Source organism: Sinorhizobium psoraleae (genome assembly GCF_013283645.1).
In the GTDB taxonomy this organism is placed as follows: Bacteria; Pseudomonadota; Alphaproteobacteria; order Rhizobiales; family Rhizobiaceae; genus Sinorhizobium; species Sinorhizobium psoraleae.
The window spans coordinates 746,228-761,085 of the sequence record NZ_JABEKV010000004.1 but is presented as its reverse complement, the minus strand read 5'-3'; the positions used below and the strand labels follow the sequence as shown (position 1 = coordinate 761,085).

The following is a 14,858-nucleotide window of genomic DNA, read 5'->3' as shown; positions in this document are numbered from 1 at the left end:
AGAGCGTCCTTTGTGCGTTCACTTGAACGCACGGCGCTCTAGTCCGACCGTCAGTTACGAAGTTTGTAGCCGGTCCGGAAGATCCAGGTCAGCACCGCCATGCAGAGCGTCAGGAAGACGACGATGATGACGGCGCTCGCGATCGGATTGACGTCGGAAATCTCGAAGAAACTCCAGCGGAAGCCGCTGATCAGATAGAGCACCGGGTTGAAATGGCTGACCGCGCGCCAGAACGGCGGCAGCATGTCGATGGAATAGAAGCTGCCGCCGAGAAAGACGAGCGGCGGCACGACCAGCATCGGGATCAGGTTCAGCTGTTCGAAGTCCTTGGCCCAGATGCCGATGATGAAGCCGAACAGGCTGAACGTCACCGCCGTCAGCACGAAGAAGAACAGCATGACGAAGGGATGGGCGATCGAGAGATCGACGAAGAGCGAGGCTGTCGCCAGGATGATCGTGCCGATCATGAGCCCCTTGGTTGCCGCCGCGCCGACATAGCCAAGCACGATTTCCACCATCGATATCGGCGACGACAACACTTCATAAATCGTGCCGGTGAACTTCGGGAAATAGATGCCGAAGGAACCGTTGCCGATGCATTGCGTCAGAAGCGTCAGCATCATCAGACCGGGGGTGATGAAGGCGCCATAGGAGATGCCGTCGATCTCCTGGATACGTGCGCCGATCGCCGCGCCGAAGACGATGAAATAAAGCGAGGTGGATATGACCGGCGACACGACGCTCTGCAGCAGGGTGCGGCGAGTACGCGCCATCTCGAAGAAATAGATCGACTTGACTGCCTCGATGTTCATCGCTCTGCCCCCACGATCTCGACGAAAATGTCCTCCAGCGAACTCTGTCGCGTGGAAATGTCCTTGAGCCTGATTCCCGCTTCGGCAAGCGCGGCGAGCAGCGAGGTGATACCGGTCCGCTCGGCGCTCGTGTCGTAGTCATAGATCAGACAGTTGCCGTCGCCCTCGAGCGTCAGGTTGTAGGTGGATAGCGTATCGGGCAGGCGGTCCAACGGTTGGGCGAGATCGACGCGCAACTGCTTGCGGCCGAGCTTCGTCATCAGCGCGGCCTTGTCCTCGACCAGCAGTATTTCCCCGCCGTTGATAACAGCGATCCGGTCGGCGATCTCTTCCGCCTCTTCGATGTAATGCGTGGTCAGAATGATCGTCACGCCTGAAGCGCGAAGCCGCCTGACGACGTCCCACATGCTCTTGCGCAGATTGACGTCCACGCCAGCCGTCGGCTCGTCCAGGAAGAGCACCCGCGGTTCATGCGAGAGCGCCTTCGCGATCAGCACGCGCCGCTTCATGCCGCCCGAAAGCTCGCGCAACATGTTGTCCTTCTTGTCCCAGAGCGACAGATCCTTCAACACCTTCTCGATATGGGCGGGATCCGGCTTCTTGCCGTGCAGCCCGCGCGAGAAGGAGACGGTATTCCACACAGTCTCGAAGGCGTCGGTGGTAAGTTCCTGCGGCACAAGGCCGATCATTGCCCGCGTCTGGCGAAAGTCGCGCACGACGTCGTGGCCGCCGACGGTGACCTCGCCTCCGCTTGGATTGACGATGCCGCAGATGATCGAAATCATCGTCGTCTTGCCTGCGCCGTTCGGCCCGAGCAACGCAAGGATTTCACCTTGCTCAATATCGAGATCGACGCCCTTCAGCGCCTTGAAGCCCGATGCATAGGTCTTCGAGAGATTGGAAACGGAAACGATGGGCGCCATGCGAAGGGATCCGGGAAATGGTGCAGGAGTGGCAGGATGCCGCTCTATATGGGCCAATTCGCAGGGAATTGCAGCCCATGCAGGGCAAAATTCCCTGCGACACACCGCAAACCGATCGCATTCGCGGCGATTATCGCAGGCGCGGGCGGCACTTTCGACAAAGCGGTTAGCGAACCGCTACGTCGCCTGGCTGCGCAACGCGCCAGGCAGTTTGGCGCCATCAGGGCGCAAGTCATTCCCATCCATGAATATCGCGGCGAGCGTTCGCCCGCATCAGCACCGCCGCGAAAAGGCCGATCAGCAGCCGCCTGCAAGCGCATTCCGATGGTCAGCAGTTAACGCTTCCGGCCCTCGCGGCAGAAGATCTCGTAAAGCGCCATCACCAGCCGCGAGGCCTTTTCCTCGGCGAGACGATAGAAGATCTGCTTGGCGTCGCGCCGCGTCGCCACGATGCCGGCCTCGCGCAGCACCGTCAGTTGCTGCGACAAGGTCGGCTGGTGGATGCCAAGCATCTCCGCCAACTGGCCGACCGAGTGTTCTCCTTCGACAAGCGTGCAGACGATCATCAGTCGGTTCTGGTTGGCGAGCGTCTTCAACAGCGCCGCCGCCTCACCGGCCCGCACGCTCATGTCCGGGCGCACGTTTCGCAATTTCATCACGGTACCCATCGTCATTCTCCCGTCAGTTCCACGCCGCGCCCAGCAGCGCATTCAGCGGAAACTTCAGGTAGCGCGCACCGTTCGACTCCGGCTCCGGTAGTCGACCGCCGCAAATATTGACCTGCAACGCATGCAGGATCAGCTTCGGCATCGGCAACGACTTGTCGCGCGCTTGGCGCAATTGAACAAAGTCGTCCTCCGTCAGGCCGACCACATGCGCATTGCAGCGCTTTTCTTCGCCGACCGTGCTTTCCCAGCGTGCTTCGCGGCCATCCGGCCGGTAGTCATGGCCGGTAAAGACGCGGGTCTCGTCCGGCAGGGCAAGGATGGCATTGATCGAGCGCCACAACTGACGCGCATCCCCGCCCGGAAAATCGGCCCGGGCAGTGCCGCTGTCCGGCATGAAGATCGTATCGTGCACGAAGGCCGCGTCGCCGATGACATAGGTCACGGACGCCAGCGTGTGTCCCGGCGAATGGATGACATAGGCTTCCATGGAACCGACGGAAAAGCGTTCGCCATCGGCGAAGAGATGATCCCACTGCGAGCCGTCCGCCGCCAACTCCGGCCAATTGTAGATTTTCTTCCAGAGACATTGCACCTGGCGGATCTCGGCGCCAATCGCGATCGGCGCGCCGGTCTTTCCCTTCAAATAGGCTGCGGCGGAAAAATGATCCGCGTGAGGATGGGTGTCCAGGATCCAATCGACAGTCAGATCGTTGCCGGTGACGTAGTCGAGGATCAGGTCCGCCTGCACCGTCGCCGTCGCTCCCGATTTCTCGTCGAAATCAAGCACGGGGTCGATGATCACGCAGCGCTTCGTCGCCGGATCGGAAACGACATACTGGATGCTTCCCGTCCGGCACTCGTAGAAGCCTTTGACCTCCGGTTTTGCAATGAGGTTTGCAGGCATGATCGCCTCCATAAAGTCATATAATATATGATTAAGTACATTATATATTGTGGACCTGAGCAAACAAAACGCCACCGGCGGCGCGACGGTGGCCAAGTGCACAACTCATTGAAGACGTGACGTTTCGTTCCGTTCAGCCGTAGAGGCTGTAGAAGAACCGGATGGCGACGAGCACCATGAAAATCCCGAATCCCGCCTCGAGCTGTCGTCTGTCCATGGCATGGGCAAGCCGCACCCCGAGCGGCGCGACGAGCAAGGTTATGGGGATGATCAGCGCCACCGCGATCCAGTTGATGAAGCCGGTCGAAAGCGGCGGAAGGCCCGCCTCGCCCCACCCCGCCCAGACATAGCCGAACAGGCCGGGGATGGAGATCAGCACGCCAACGCCGGCGGACGTGGCGACCGCCTGGTGTATCGGTCGGTTGTGCAGCGTCATGAAGGTGTTGTTGAGCACGCCGCCGCCGATCCCCATGAGGCCGGAGAGAATGCCGATCGCGACTCCGACCAGCCATTTGACCGGATTCTTCGGCAGATCCGTGCCGATGTGCCAACTCGAACGGTTGAAGATCATCCGGAAGGCCAAGGCGAGCGCAATCACCGCGAAGATCAGACGCAGCGTCTCGCTGCCGACATGGGCCGCAATCACCGAAGCGAGGATCGCGCCGAGCGGCACTGCCACGATCCAGTTGCGCAACAGGTCGAGATCGACCACGCCGCGGCGATAATGCGCCAGAAACGACCGGACCGAGGTCGGAACGATGATCGCGAGCGACGTGCCGACGGAAAGATGCATCCTGACCGCGTCATCGATACCGAGCAGGCCGAAGACCTGATAGAAGACCGGCACGAGGATGGCCCCGCCGCCGATACCGAAAAGCCCGGCGAGCACGCCGGCGACGACGCCGGCCGCCGCCAGCGCCAGTGCAAACATCATCAATTCCGAAACTGGCGGCATGAAGAAACTCGATTTGGCTGGAATCCGGCAAAGAACAATCCGGATCAGGACTGCTTGCCTATCACTGTCATGAAACGGTGATGCTTTTCAATCACTTTGACCTGGCGTGAAGCCCTCGCTTCCCGTGATTTGCACTCCGGAGTCTCCCCCTATTCTCCGGGTTTGGCCGGCTTCCCCGCCGGCCTCTTTTTTTCCGCCTGCAATCGTCGCTGGAGCTGCCTTATGCGCTCGCTTGAACGCACGGCTTTCTAGTCGCAATGCCTATAGCCGGATTTGCGCGTCCTCAGGTCGAAGTGGAAATGGTCCTTGTGGAACGGGTCGCTGCCGGGGCCAAGCACGGTGTTGAAATATTTGCAACTGTCGGAGCGCACGGCTTTCAGGAGGCCGCGTTCACGAAAGGCGAAGAAGCCCTTCCTGCGGACGTCGATCTCCTTGCCATTCTTCAGAATGAATTTGCCGACATCTATGGCATTGCCGCGCGCATGTTCGGACATCGGATTGCCGCGTCGGGAGTTCATCGTACGGCAGGAGTAGCCGCCGAGCGGCTTGATCGTCTTGACGCCGGACCAGTAGCGGTAGCGCGAAGACGGTGCGAGTTCGTATTTGACCCATTTGGCGAAGGCTTCGGTCACCTGGCAGTTGAGCTTCACCGCCGGTTTCACGCCAATACCGCCGGAGAGGCCACTCAACTCGATCGGATAATCGATGCCGCAGGACGGCCCGTTGCTGATGCGCGCGACATCGCGGAAGACGACGCCGAGCTTTTTCAGGCGCTGGCGGCAGGCGATCTCCGCGCGTGGCATTTCGCCGGTGTATTCCGGCGCGGAAAGCGGATTGCGCGCGCGTGGCAGGAGGGCGACCTGCTGGGGTTCCTGCGCGGGCTGGACGACCCGTTGCCGTTCCATGTAACGCGGCTGCTTCGCTTCCTCTGCCGGGATCTGTCCCGGCATCAACGGCGGCAGGTCGGGGTCGTAATCGACGTTCGGTTCGGATACGGGCACCGGCCCCGCGGATCCGCCGAGTTGACGTATATTGTCCTCACCGATGCCGGCGACCACGGGCTGGCTGGCATTACCCTCGGCAATCTCGTTGCTCTGCTCCTCGGCAAGTCCGACGACCGGCTGAACCCCGAGCATCGCGTCCATGTTGACGCCTTCGGCGGGTATCGCCGTCGGACCGGCGCCTGCCGTTTGCGCTTCCGCCGTCGGCATCGGCTCGCTATCGATCATCGGCAGCCCGCGCTCCGTCTGCGCGCTCGGCTCGGCGGGCACGACACTCCCGGTTGACGCCGCAACGGGTTCACCTGACGGGTAAGCCGCCGCCATTTCCTGCTGCGGGCGGCTATCGGCACGCACCGGCTCGATGGCGCTGACGCGGGCGCCTCCGTCGACCCGGGCCGAAGGCGCGAGGACGTCGGTCGTGCAGGCGACCAGGGACGCGGCCAGCACCAGCGCCGTCAACGGCCGATGGAGAAGAGAAACATACGCCATACTCATTGCCGCCTTCATCCACGACAAGCCGAAGCGTTGTCGATGCGCCGCCGCCCCAGCCGTAACCGTCGCTGCCGCCTGTGTCGTCAAGCTGGCGCACGGCTTAAAAAGCCGGATCTCGTTCGCACTTTATGGAAACACGGTAAACGAAGCCTTTCCGGAAACCTCCCATATCAGGGCAACGAACCGCCGCGAGCCGATACGTGAAAAGGCCCGCACCCATTCGACTGCGGGCCTGAAATCCAGATCAACGATACTTACAGGACGTCAGCGGCACTCTCCGCCATGGATGACACTGAACCCGTCGGCGCGTGCCTCGCACGCATTCGGGAAGGTGCGCATGCGCCCGCTGCGCAGACCGCAGACCGGGGCGAATTCCCGCGTGCAGAACTGCTGCTCCGGAGGACGGCCGCCACCGCGGCATTCGCCCGGCGCGATCACCCGGAAACCCTCCGCGCGCGCCACACAGGCATTCGGGAACGTCTGTGTCCGTGGCCCACGCTGACCGCAAACGGGTGCAAATTCGCGTGTGCAGGCTTGCTGTGGCGGACGATTGTCGGGGCGGCACTCGCCGCGATGCACCACGCGGAAGCCGTCGGCCCGCGCCTGGCAGGCATTCGGGAATGTTCTGAGCCGGTTACCGCGCTCACCGCAAACGGGGGCGAATTCCATGGTGCACATTGGCGGACCCGGCGGGCGGATTGGCCCCGGGCCGGGCCGCGGTTCCTCCACCACGACGGTGCAGGCCGAAAGGAAGGCAATTGCCATCAGGATGACAGCGGACGGCCGAGCGATGAAAAGCTTGAGAAGCGACACAGGTAATCCCCTCCGGATCGAATCAATGGGCCCCAAGCGACCGACCTGCCACGGCCAATCCCCTCCGCCACCGCATCTGACCCGGCCCGCGCTATTACGTCAAGTGCCGCGAGTTGCGCGCCTTCGCATACAACCGCCGATAGGATCGCGTCCGCATGCAAAAAAGCCCGCGTTGGAACGCGGGCCAGTTTTTGCAAGACGTCTTCTTATCTCTCAGGCCGCCCTGCCATAAACCGCCTGACGATGTCTTTCCTGCAGGCAGAATTTCTCGAGCAGCACCTTGAGCTCGCGGCTCTCCTGCGCCAGCGTCTGGCTTGCGGCGGTGGTTTCCTCCACCATCGCGGCATTCTGTTGCGTCATCTGGTCCATGCTGTTGACGGCAGTGTTCACCTCCTGTAGGCCCGTCGCCTGCTCCCGCGAGGCCGTCGCGATCGATGCGACCTGCTCGTTTACGCGATTGACCAGGGTTTCGATCTCCATCAGAGCATCGCCGGTCGAGCGCACCAGTTCCACCCCGGCGCCCACTTCCTTGACCGAGGCGCTGATGAGATCCTTGATCTCCTTGGCGGCACCGGCCGAGCGCTGGGCAAGCTCGCGCACCTCCTGGGCGACGACGGCGAAGCCGCGGCCCGCCTCGCCTGCCCGCGCCGCCTCGACGCCGGCATTGAGCGCAAGCAGGTTGGTCTGGAAGGCGATTTCGTCGATCACGCCGATGATCTGGCTGATCCGGCTGGAGGATGCTTCGATCCGCCCCATGGCGTCGATCGCATTGCGAACGATGCCGCCGGATTTCGCCGCGCTTGCCTTCGTCTCGTTGACCATGTCGCGCGCCTCGTGGGCGCGGTCCGAGGCATGGCGAACGATCGAGGTGATCTCGTCGAGAGCTGCCGCGGTCTCCTCGAGGGCCGCCGCCTGCTGCTCGGTGCGGCGGGACAGATTGTTGGCTGCCTCCGAGATATCCCCGGCGCTGCCGTGGACGATTTCAGTCGACTGCGAGATGGCGCCGATGACATCGCGAAGCGCCGCGACAGCGGTGTTGAAGTCTTTCCGCAGCTTGGCGTATTCCGGAGCGATCTGCTCGACTTCGGCAGTCAGGTCGCCGCTCGCCAGCCGCTCCAGCGCCGCGCCGATCGTGTCCATCGCATCCGCCTGCGCCTCGGCGGTGGCACGCTGGCGTTCCTCGCTGCTGCTCCGTTCCGCATTCAGCCTGTCCTGCTGCTCCGCTTCGCGCGAGCGCAATTCGAGCCGCTCCCGCACCGAATCGCGAAGCACGACCAGTACCTTGGCCATCTGGCCGATTTCGTCGCCGCGATCGGTTTCCGGCACGTCGGAGGAAAGATCCTCGTCGGCAATCGCCTGCATCGAGACTTTCAGCTTCTCGACCGGCCGCACGACGCTGCGCACGATCGCAAGCGCCGCCATCAGGATCGCCAGCGCCGCTGCAGCGAGAATGCCGGCCATCTGCCAGGCGCGCTCGCGGAACATCGCGGCGAGATCGTCGGCATAGACGCCCGTGCCGACCACCCAGCCCCAGGGCTCGAAGCCGGCGACATGGGAATATTTCAGCACCGGTTCCTCGGCGCCCGGCTTCGGCCAGTAGTAGTCGACGAAACCCTTGCCGTGCGCCTGCACCGTCTTCACGAATTCCACGAAGAGATACTTGCCGTTGGGGTCCTTGTTGGCCGTCAGGTCCGCGCCGTCAAGCTCAGGCTTGATCGGATGCATGACCATGGTTGGATGCATGTCGTTTACCCAGAAATAGCCGCTGCCCTGATAGCGCATAGCCTTGACCGCTTCGAGGGCTCGCTTCTGCGCCTCCTCCCGCGAAAGCGTTCCGGCCTGCTCCTGCTTGAAATAGGCGTCGAACACCGTGATCGCGTTCTCGTTCATTGCGGCAAGCATGGCCTTGCGCTCTGCGACGAGCCTGTCCTGCGCCTGCACGAGACTAAACGTCAGCGCCGCCGCCATCGTCAGCAGCGCGAACCCGACCAGCGCGTAGAGACGCGCCGAAATCCGAAATTTTCTCATCCCCAGCCTCCACTTTGAGACTGCAGGATAGGAGCAGGTCTTTGCAAAGCCCCTAACAAAGAATCACTAATTTTCGCGGTGCTCAATTAACGACTTGAAAACGGTTGAACACTTCACGACGGCCTCACTCCACGCGGATTTGTCGGCCGGTGCTCTTTCCCTGCCCGCCGGCCATGCGATAGATCTTGTTCGACAACAGGGAGACAAGCTAATGACCGACGCGATCAAGCCGAACGGCGAGCTTACCTTGCGGACACTCGCCATGCCGGGCGACGCCAATGCCGCCGGCGATATCTTCGGCGGCTGGGTCATGGCCCAGATGGACCTCTCCTGCGGCATCCGCGCCGCCGAACGCGCCAGGGGCCGCGTGGTAACGGCGGCGGTCAAGGAAATGGCCTTCGCCATGCCCGTGAAGATCGGCGACACGCTGTGCATCTACACCGACATCGTCAAGGTCGGGCGCACGTCGATGACTTTGAAGGTGGAGGCTTGGGCACAGCGTTACCTCTCCCATGTCATGGAGAAGGTCACGGACGCGATCTTCGTGATGGTGGCGCTCGATTCCACCGGCAAGCCGACGCCGGTACCGGAAGAATAGGCAACCGGATGGATGCGCCCGCGCCAGATCCGGCGATCTTCTCCCATATTCGCATCGTCATGGGCATGATCATCAGCCTCAGTCTGGCGCGGCTCCTGAGCGGCGTGGCACTTTTCGTCCAGCACCCCGGCAAGACCAAGGTCTACTGGATTCACCTTGGCTGGGTGCTGTTCATGTTCGTTTTCCTGCTGCATTTCTGGTGGTGGGAATACTACCTGCATTCGCTCGCAGTGATCGATTTCAGCGTCTACCTCTTTGTCAGTCTCTACGCCTGCATCTACTTCTTTCTCTGCGTGCTGCTGTTTCCGACCTCGCTGGACGAATATGCCGGCTACGAGGAGTATTTCCTGTCGCGGCGGGCGTGGTTCTTCGGCTTCCTCGCAGTCGCCTTTGCGGTCGACCTCCTCGATACGGCGCTCAAGGGCAAAGCCCATTTCGAAAGCTACGGCCTCGAATATCCGCTGCGCAACGCGGCCTACATCATCCTGTGCGTCGCCGCCGCCTGGACGCCGAACAGGCGGTTTCATGCGATCTTCCTCGTCGGTGGCCTGCTCTACCAACTGATCTGGATCTATCGCGCTTTTGATCTGCTTAGTTGATGGCGCCGAAATTCCGCCTCGCGACGAGCCATCCAATAGCCGTCTGCGCTTTCGCCAACGTAGGCGCTCCTGCCCCTCACCCTAGCCCTCTCCCCGCACGCGGGGAGAGGGGAATCGGGAGCGAGCCGCTTGTCCCTTCTCCCCGCTTGCGGGGAGAAGGTGCCGGCAGGCGGATGAGGGGCATTGCAAACCGACCTCACCCCTTGAAAATGAACGAGGCGCCGGCGGCGATCAGCGCGAAGCCGATGACATGGTTCCAGCCGATCGATTCCTTCAACCAGAAAATCGAAAAGATGACGAAGATGGTGAGCGTGATCACCTCCTGCATCGTCTTCAGCTGCGCCGCCGAATAGACCGAATGGCCGATGCGATTGGCCGGCACGGCCAGCCAGTATTCGAAAAAGGCGATGCCCCAGCTTGCGACGATGACGATGTAGAGCGGCGATGACGTGAACTTCAGGTGACCATACCAGGCAAAGGTCATGAAGACGTTGGAGACAAGCAGAAGCAGCACCGGCCAGACATAGGCGGGATTGATGGCGAACGGCATGAAAACCTCGGGAGAGCGCGAATCATTTGCCCGAGAATGAGCCGATCGAGATCGCCACCGCAAGCGGCTCACCGTGCTCAATCCGCACTTTCCAGGGTCTCCCCGGGTAAAAGCTCATCCCAACCAATCTGGCCTGCGAGTTTCGCGGTCGCGAGCAGTACGAGAAGTTCGCGGATCATTCGCAGTACATGCTGCTCACAGTCGATCTGCTCTCCGATGTCAGGCAATTCGAAGAAGTCGTGTTTCGTCGGAATGAGCAGGAAGCAATCATTGCTCGCGAGCCCCAAGCGGACGGTACCGGCCGGCCACGTCTCGGAAAGGTGCTGCAGCGCCTTCAGCAGGGACCCGCGCAGCACTGCTTTGGCCGCTGCCGGGTTGTCGGAGCGAAATTCATGCGTGCCGTCACGCTCGGGGCTGCCGCTCGGTACAACGGTCCAATGATCAAGTGTAAAGACCCGGACGAAACGCTCCGGCAGGCTTGGACGCTCGATTCCAATCAGCCGGCCGGGGAAGGCCTTGCTCAAATGCACGCACAACAGGACACCACGGAAAACGGGCGTCTTGCCGTGGCGGAGGCTCAACTCGGCAACAGCAAAATTCGTACCCTCGTAGACGCCAGTGATAATGTCGCCGTAATCATCGCTGTCGTAAAGCGCGAGCTTCAGGCTGTCGAAGGCATGTGAAAACGGCGGCCTTACACCGTGGCTATACTCGACGGCGCCCACAAACCCGAAGACCTGCGGCAGAATTCGATCGCGCAAGGCCTGCCGTGCCCTTCTCACCGGATGCTGCGCCCAAGCCAGAACGCCAAATCCCCCGATCACCACCGTTACGCAGATCAAGCCAAAGTATTGCTCCGCGATCTGCTCATCGAGCGAAAAGAACGCCGTCGCACAAGCCACCGCGTAAAGACCAAGCATCCCCCATTTTCGCCGACGCGCTTTCTCCTGGTGAAGCAGCCTCGCGGCATTGTATTCTTCCACCGCGGCGCGGACATTCGCCAGGGTTTCGCCGCTCGGCGCCAGGGCGATTTCGTCGAAAGCAGTTCTGGCCGTGTTTTCCTGCGTTGTTTCCACCCTTGCCTCCAGAAACCGATCCCGAGCGATCTTGCACAGCCCATGTGGCGGCGCAATCGCCGCGTGCATGCGGCGGCCACCAAAGCCACCGGAAAAACACCTGCTTCGTTTCCCTTTTGTACTCACTCCCCCTTTTCTTTCGACCTGACTCTGTCCATATTCCGGCCATGGCAAATTCCCCGAAAGATCCCCGAAAGAAGCCGCCGGCACCCAGCGGTTTCGAAGAAGCCCCGCAGGCGCCGCTTTCCGGCACGCCGCTGTCAGGCAATGTTTCCGACTGGGTGAAACAGCTCGAGGCGGAGGCGGAAGCAAGCGCCTTCGAAAGCCAGCGCGAGGTTGCCTCCAAGGCGGGTAAGCATCGCAAAAAGGTGGAAATTGCCGCGTCCAAAGCGGCAGCTACCAAGAAGGAATCGGCCGAAGGCCGCGAGCCCGAACGGGCGTCCGAGCTGACGCGAGGCCCTCGCGGAGCGAAGGCGCAACGCGCCGACAGCGTGAGCGGAAAAACGGTGAGCGGAAAGACCGCCCGCGGCACGTCCATGGGCGGATCGACCGACCCGAAGACGCGCGCCGCCGCCGGGCTCAATCCGGTTGCCGGCCTCGATGTCGCGCTGGAGGATGCCGACAAGTTGACCGCAGGCTCCGGCGTCACCGCCACCGTCGAGGCGCTCTCCAAGCTGATCGAGAGCGGGAACCCGCTGTTCAAGGACGGCAAGCTCTGGACGCCGCACCGCCCTGCCCGGCCGGAAAAGTCCGAAGGCGGCATCGCCATCCGCATGCAATCGGACTACGAGCCCGCGGGCGACCAGCCGACGGCGATCGCCGACCTCGTCGACGGCCTCACCTCCGGCGAGCGCAATCAGGTGCTGCTTGGCGTCACCGGCTCGGGCAAGACTTTCACCATGGCCAAGGTGATCGAGGCGACGCAACGCCCGGCGGTCATCCTTGCGCCGAACAAGACGCTCGCCGCCCAGCTCTATTCCGAGTTCAAGAACTTCTTCCCCGACAACGCGGTCGAGTATTTCGTCTCCTACTACGACTACTACCAGCCGGAAGCCTATGTGCCGCGCTCGGACACCTATATCGAGAAGGAATCCTCGATCAACGAGCAGATCGACCGCATGCGCCACTCGGCGACGCGCTCGCTGCTCGAGCGCGACGACGTGATCATCGTCGCCTCCGTCTCCTGCATCTACGGTATCGGCTCGGTCGAGACCTATACGGCCATGACCTTCCAGATGAATGTCGGCGACCGGCTCGACCAGCGGCAACTATTGGCCGACCTGGTGGCGCAGCAATACAAGCGCCGCGACATGGATTTCCAGCGCGGCTCCTTCCGCGTCCGCGGCGACACGATCGAGATCTTCCCCGCCCACCTGGAGGATGCCGCATGGCGCATCTCCATGTTCGGCGACGAGATCGACGCGATCACCGAGTTCGACCCGCTGACCGGCCAGAAGACCGGCGACCTGAAGTCGGTGAAGATCTACGCCAACTCGCACTATGTGACGCCGCGGCCGACGCTGAACGCCGCCATCAAGGCGATCAAGGACGAGCTGACGCAGCGCCTCGCCGAGCTGGAGCGCGCCGGTCGGCTGCTGGAGGCGCAGCGGCTGGAGCAGCGCACCCGCTACGACGTCGAAATGCTGGAAGCCACCGGCTCCTGCCAGGGCATCGAGAACTATTCGCGCTACCTGACCGGCCGCAAGCCGGGCGAGCCGCCGCCGACGCTGTTCGAATATATTCCTGATAACGCGCTGATCTTCATCGACGAGAGCCACGTCACCATTCCGCAGATCGGCGGCATGTATCGCGGCGACTTCCGCCGCAAGGCGACGCTCGCCGAATACGGCTTCCGCCTGCCCTCATGCATGGACAACCGGCCGCTGCGCTTCGAGGAATGGGACGCAATGCGCCCCGACACGATCGCGGTTTCGGCCACCCCCGGCGGCTGGGAGATGGAACAGTCCGGCGGCGTCTTCGCCGAACAGGTGATCCGCCCGACCGGCCTTATCGACCCGCCGGTCGAAGTGCGCTCGGCCAAGACGCAGGTCGACGACGTGCTGGGAGAAATCCGCGAGACCGCCGCCGCCGGCTACCGCACGCTCGTCACGGTGCTCACCAAGCGCATGGCCGAGGACCTCACCGAATACCTGCATGAGCAGGGCGTGCGGGTGCGCTACATGCACTCCGACATCGACACGCTGGAGCGCATCGAGATCATTCGCGACCTGCGCCTCGGCGCCTTCGACGTGCTGGTCGGCATCAACCTCCTGCGCGAGGGCCTGGACATCCCCGAATGCGGCTTCGTCGCCATCCTCGATGCCGACAAGGAAGGTTTCCTGCGTTCGGAAACCTCGCTCATCCAGACGATCGGCCGCGCCGCCCGTAACGTCGACGGCAAGGTCATCCTCTATGCCGACACCATCACCGGCTCCATGAGCCGCGCGATGGAGGAAACCGCCCGCCGCCGCGAAAAGCAGATGGCCTACAACCTCGAACATGGCATCACGCCGGAATCGGTGAAGGCGAAGATCTCCGACATCCTCGATTCGGTCTACGAGCGCGACCACGTCCGCGCCGACATTTCCGGCATCTCCGGCAAGGGCTTTGCCGATGGCGGCCACCTCGTCGGCAACAACCTCCAGGCGCATCTCAACGCCCTCGAAAAACAGATGCGCGACGCCGCCGCCGACCTCGACTTCGAAACCGCCGCCCGCCTCCGCGACGAGATCAAGCGCCTCAAGGCGGCGGAACTAGCCGCCCTCGACGACCCGATGGCACGGGAAGAGGCCCGGAGCGCCGAAGGCGCGACAGGGAAACCAAAAGAAGAGGCCAGGTCGCAGGAGAGCGGCAAGCGAGGCAGCAAGGGCGCTCCCAGCGCAATCTCCCCCCCTGTGGGGGAGATGTCCGGCAGGACAGAGGGGGGTACCGCCCCGTCAACCACCGACGAAGCATCCGGGAGCTACTTCGCCAAACCCTCGCTAGACAACATGGGCCCGGGCACCGACACCGAACGCCCCCTCTTCCGCAAACCCGACCTCGACGAAATGGGCCGCGACGTGGCCGTCCCCGCTGCCAAATCCGGTCGCGAGCAATCGCTGTTCCGCAAGAATACGCTCGACGAGATGACCGTTGGACGGACGGAAAAGCCGGTGGCCGGGAAGGTGCCGGAGAAGCCGCTGGTCCGGGCGAAGCCGGGTGTGGGGTCCTATGAGGATCCGGCGGAGGAGAAGCGACGCAAGGGGCGGACGAAAGGGAAAACGGGGCGGCCGGGAAGTTAGTAACAGTAACAACTCCCCCTTAGCCCGAGGCATCTACCGCAAACGCGCGTCGGCTGTACGTACACGATCACCCCGTCGACAGCGCCAAAGGTATCAAGAGCAGACTACTGCAAGGCCGCCGCTGCTCCCAGCGCTTCCTCGATGAGGGGGAGCAACGT

General features: G+C 62.5%; 14 protein-coding genes. 4 read left to right on the top strand and 10 right to left on the bottom strand.

Annotated features, from left to right (window positions below; translation table 11 throughout):
• Positions 1–50: 50 nt before the first annotated feature.
• Positions 51–812: an ABC transporter permease gene (locus ILFOPFJJ_RS24680; protein WP_173513156.1), complete on the bottom strand. Its 762-nt coding sequence runs from the start codon at positions 810–812 to the stop codon at positions 51–53.
• The gene (locus ILFOPFJJ_RS24675) at positions 809–1,735 is read right to left on the bottom strand and encodes an ABC transporter ATP-binding protein (RefSeq protein WP_173513155.1); all 927 of its coding nucleotides are present in this window, start codon (positions 1,733–1,735) and stop codon (positions 809–811) included. Before ILFOPFJJ_RS24675 ends, ILFOPFJJ_RS24680 begins: the two co-directional genes overlap by 4 nt.
• 36 nt (positions 1,736–1,771) lie before the next feature.
• On the opposite strand from ILFOPFJJ_RS24675, the gene ILFOPFJJ_RS24670 reads away from it, so the two are divergent.
• The gene (locus ILFOPFJJ_RS24670) at positions 1,772–2,074 is read left to right on the top strand and encodes a hypothetical protein (RefSeq protein WP_173513154.1); all 303 of its coding nucleotides are present in this window, start codon (positions 1,772–1,774) and stop codon (positions 2,072–2,074) included.
• Here the strand turns inward: ILFOPFJJ_RS24670 and bigR are convergent.
• The 6 genes from bigR to ILFOPFJJ_RS24640 all read right to left on the bottom strand — a co-directional run bounded on the left by bigR (position 2,071) and on the right by ILFOPFJJ_RS24640 (position 8,596).
• Entirely contained in the window at positions 2,071–2,403 is a 333-nt protein-coding gene (gene bigR, locus ILFOPFJJ_RS24665) for a sulfite-sensing transcriptional repressor BigR (protein ID WP_173513153.1), read from the bottom strand. The two genes, ILFOPFJJ_RS24670 and bigR, sit on opposite strands and share 4 nt — an antisense overlap.
• Positions 2,404–2,416: 13 nt before the next feature.
• Positions 2,417–3,307, bottom strand: a complete 891-nt coding sequence (locus ILFOPFJJ_RS24660) for an MBL fold metallo-hydrolase (RefSeq protein ID WP_173513152.1) — start codon at positions 3,305–3,307, stop codon at positions 2,417–2,419.
• Between the two features lie 133 nt (positions 3,308–3,440).
• Positions 3,441–4,262 carry a sulfite exporter TauE/SafE family protein gene (locus tag ILFOPFJJ_RS24655; protein ID WP_173513151.1) on the bottom strand — a complete coding sequence of 274 codons (822 nt, stop codon included), beginning with the start codon at positions 4,260–4,262 and terminating at the stop codon, positions 3,441–3,443.
• 248 nt (positions 4,263–4,510) lie between these two features.
• Positions 4,511–5,752: an extensin-like domain-containing protein gene (locus tag ILFOPFJJ_RS24650; protein ID WP_173513355.1), complete on the bottom strand. Its 1,242-nt coding sequence runs from the start codon at positions 5,750–5,752 to the stop codon at positions 4,511–4,513.
• A gap of 267 nt (positions 5,753–6,019) precedes the next feature.
• Positions 6,020–6,520 (bottom strand): Kazal-type serine protease inhibitor domain-containing protein, encoded by a 501-nt coding sequence (locus ILFOPFJJ_RS24645; protein ID WP_173513354.1) that lies wholly within the window; start codon positions 6,518–6,520, stop codon positions 6,020–6,022.
• Between the two features lie 261 nt (positions 6,521–6,781).
• Positions 6,782–8,596: a methyl-accepting chemotaxis protein gene (locus ILFOPFJJ_RS24640; protein ID WP_173513150.1), complete on the bottom strand. Its 1,815-nt coding sequence runs from the start codon at positions 8,594–8,596 to the stop codon at positions 6,782–6,784.
• Between the two features lie 211 nt (positions 8,597–8,807).
• On the opposite strand from ILFOPFJJ_RS24640, the gene ILFOPFJJ_RS24635 reads away from it, so the two are divergent.
• Together ILFOPFJJ_RS24635 and ILFOPFJJ_RS24630 are read left to right on the top strand one after the other, a co-directional pair.
• Positions 8,808–9,194 carry an acyl-CoA thioesterase gene (locus ILFOPFJJ_RS24635; RefSeq protein ID WP_173513149.1) on the top strand — a complete coding sequence of 129 codons (387 nt, stop codon included), beginning with the start codon at positions 8,808–8,810 and terminating at the stop codon, positions 9,192–9,194.
• Positions 9,195–9,202: 8 nt separating this feature from the next.
• A complete protein-coding gene (locus tag ILFOPFJJ_RS24630) occupies positions 9,203–9,793 on the top strand; it encodes a hypothetical protein (protein ID WP_173513148.1) in 591 nt (196 codons plus the stop codon).
• Positions 9,794–9,989: 196 nt separating this feature from the next.
• On the opposite strand, the gene ILFOPFJJ_RS24625 is transcribed toward ILFOPFJJ_RS24630, so the two are convergent.
• A complete protein-coding gene (locus tag ILFOPFJJ_RS24625; protein ID WP_173513147.1) occupies positions 9,990–10,343 on the bottom strand; it encodes a DMT family protein in 354 nt (117 codons plus the stop codon).
• A 77-nt stretch (positions 10,344–10,420) separates the two neighbouring features.
• Positions 10,421–11,629, bottom strand: a complete 1,209-nt coding sequence (locus ILFOPFJJ_RS24620; RefSeq protein WP_173513146.1) for a DUF3137 domain-containing protein — start codon at positions 11,627–11,629, stop codon at positions 10,421–10,423.
• Between ILFOPFJJ_RS24620 and uvrB the strand changes: the two genes are divergently transcribed.
• Positions 11,587–14,700 (top strand): excinuclease ABC subunit UvrB, encoded by a 3,114-nt coding sequence (gene uvrB / locus ILFOPFJJ_RS24615; protein ID WP_173513145.1) that lies wholly within the window; start codon positions 11,587–11,589, stop codon positions 14,698–14,700. The genes ILFOPFJJ_RS24620 and uvrB overlap by 43 nt on opposite strands.
• Positions 14,701–14,858 lie beyond the last annotated feature (158 nt).

Excerpts from the sequence above, each read along its gene's own strand:
- ILFOPFJJ_RS24670 (WP_173513154.1), top strand. The coding sequence starts at position 1,772 with ATGCCGCTCTATATGGGCCAATTCGCAGGGAATTGCAGCCCATGCAGG.
- ILFOPFJJ_RS24630 (WP_173513148.1), top strand. The coding sequence starts at position 9,203 with ATGGATGCGCCCGCGCCAGATCCGGCGATCTTCTCCCATATTCGCATC.
- ILFOPFJJ_RS24660 (WP_173513152.1), bottom strand. The coding sequence starts at position 3,307 with ATGCCTGCAAACCTCATTGCAAAACCGGAGGTCAAAGGCTTCTACGAG.
- ILFOPFJJ_RS24680 (WP_173513156.1), bottom strand. The coding sequence starts at position 812 with ATGAACATCGAGGCAGTCAAGTCGATCTATTTCTTCGAGATGGCGCGT.
- ILFOPFJJ_RS24650 (WP_173513355.1), bottom strand. The coding sequence starts at position 5,752 with ATGGCGTATGTTTCTCTTCTCCATCGGCCGTTGACGGCGCTGGTGCTG.
- ILFOPFJJ_RS24645 (WP_173513354.1), bottom strand. The coding sequence starts at position 6,520 with ATGGCAATTGCCTTCCTTTCGGCCTGCACCGTCGTGGTGGAGGAACCG.
- ILFOPFJJ_RS24635 (WP_173513149.1), top strand. The coding sequence starts at position 8,808 with ATGACCGACGCGATCAAGCCGAACGGCGAGCTTACCTTGCGGACACTC.
- ILFOPFJJ_RS24655 (WP_173513151.1), bottom strand. The coding sequence starts at position 4,262 with ATGCCGCCAGTTTCGGAATTGATGATGTTTGCACTGGCGCTGGCGGCG.
- ILFOPFJJ_RS24625 (WP_173513147.1), bottom strand. The coding sequence starts at position 10,343 with ATGCCGTTCGCCATCAATCCCGCCTATGTCTGGCCGGTGCTGCTTCTG.
- ILFOPFJJ_RS24675 (WP_173513155.1), bottom strand. The coding sequence starts at position 1,735 with ATGGCGCCCATCGTTTCCGTTTCCAATCTCTCGAAGACCTATGCATCG.
- bigR (WP_173513153.1), bottom strand. The coding sequence starts at position 2,403 with ATGGGTACCGTGATGAAATTGCGAAACGTGCGCCCGGACATGAGCGTG.
- uvrB (WP_173513145.1), top strand. The coding sequence starts at position 11,587 with ATGGCAAATTCCCCGAAAGATCCCCGAAAGAAGCCGCCGGCACCCAGC.
- ILFOPFJJ_RS24640 (WP_173513150.1), bottom strand. The coding sequence starts at position 8,596 with ATGAGAAAATTTCGGATTTCGGCGCGTCTCTACGCGCTGGTCGGGTTC.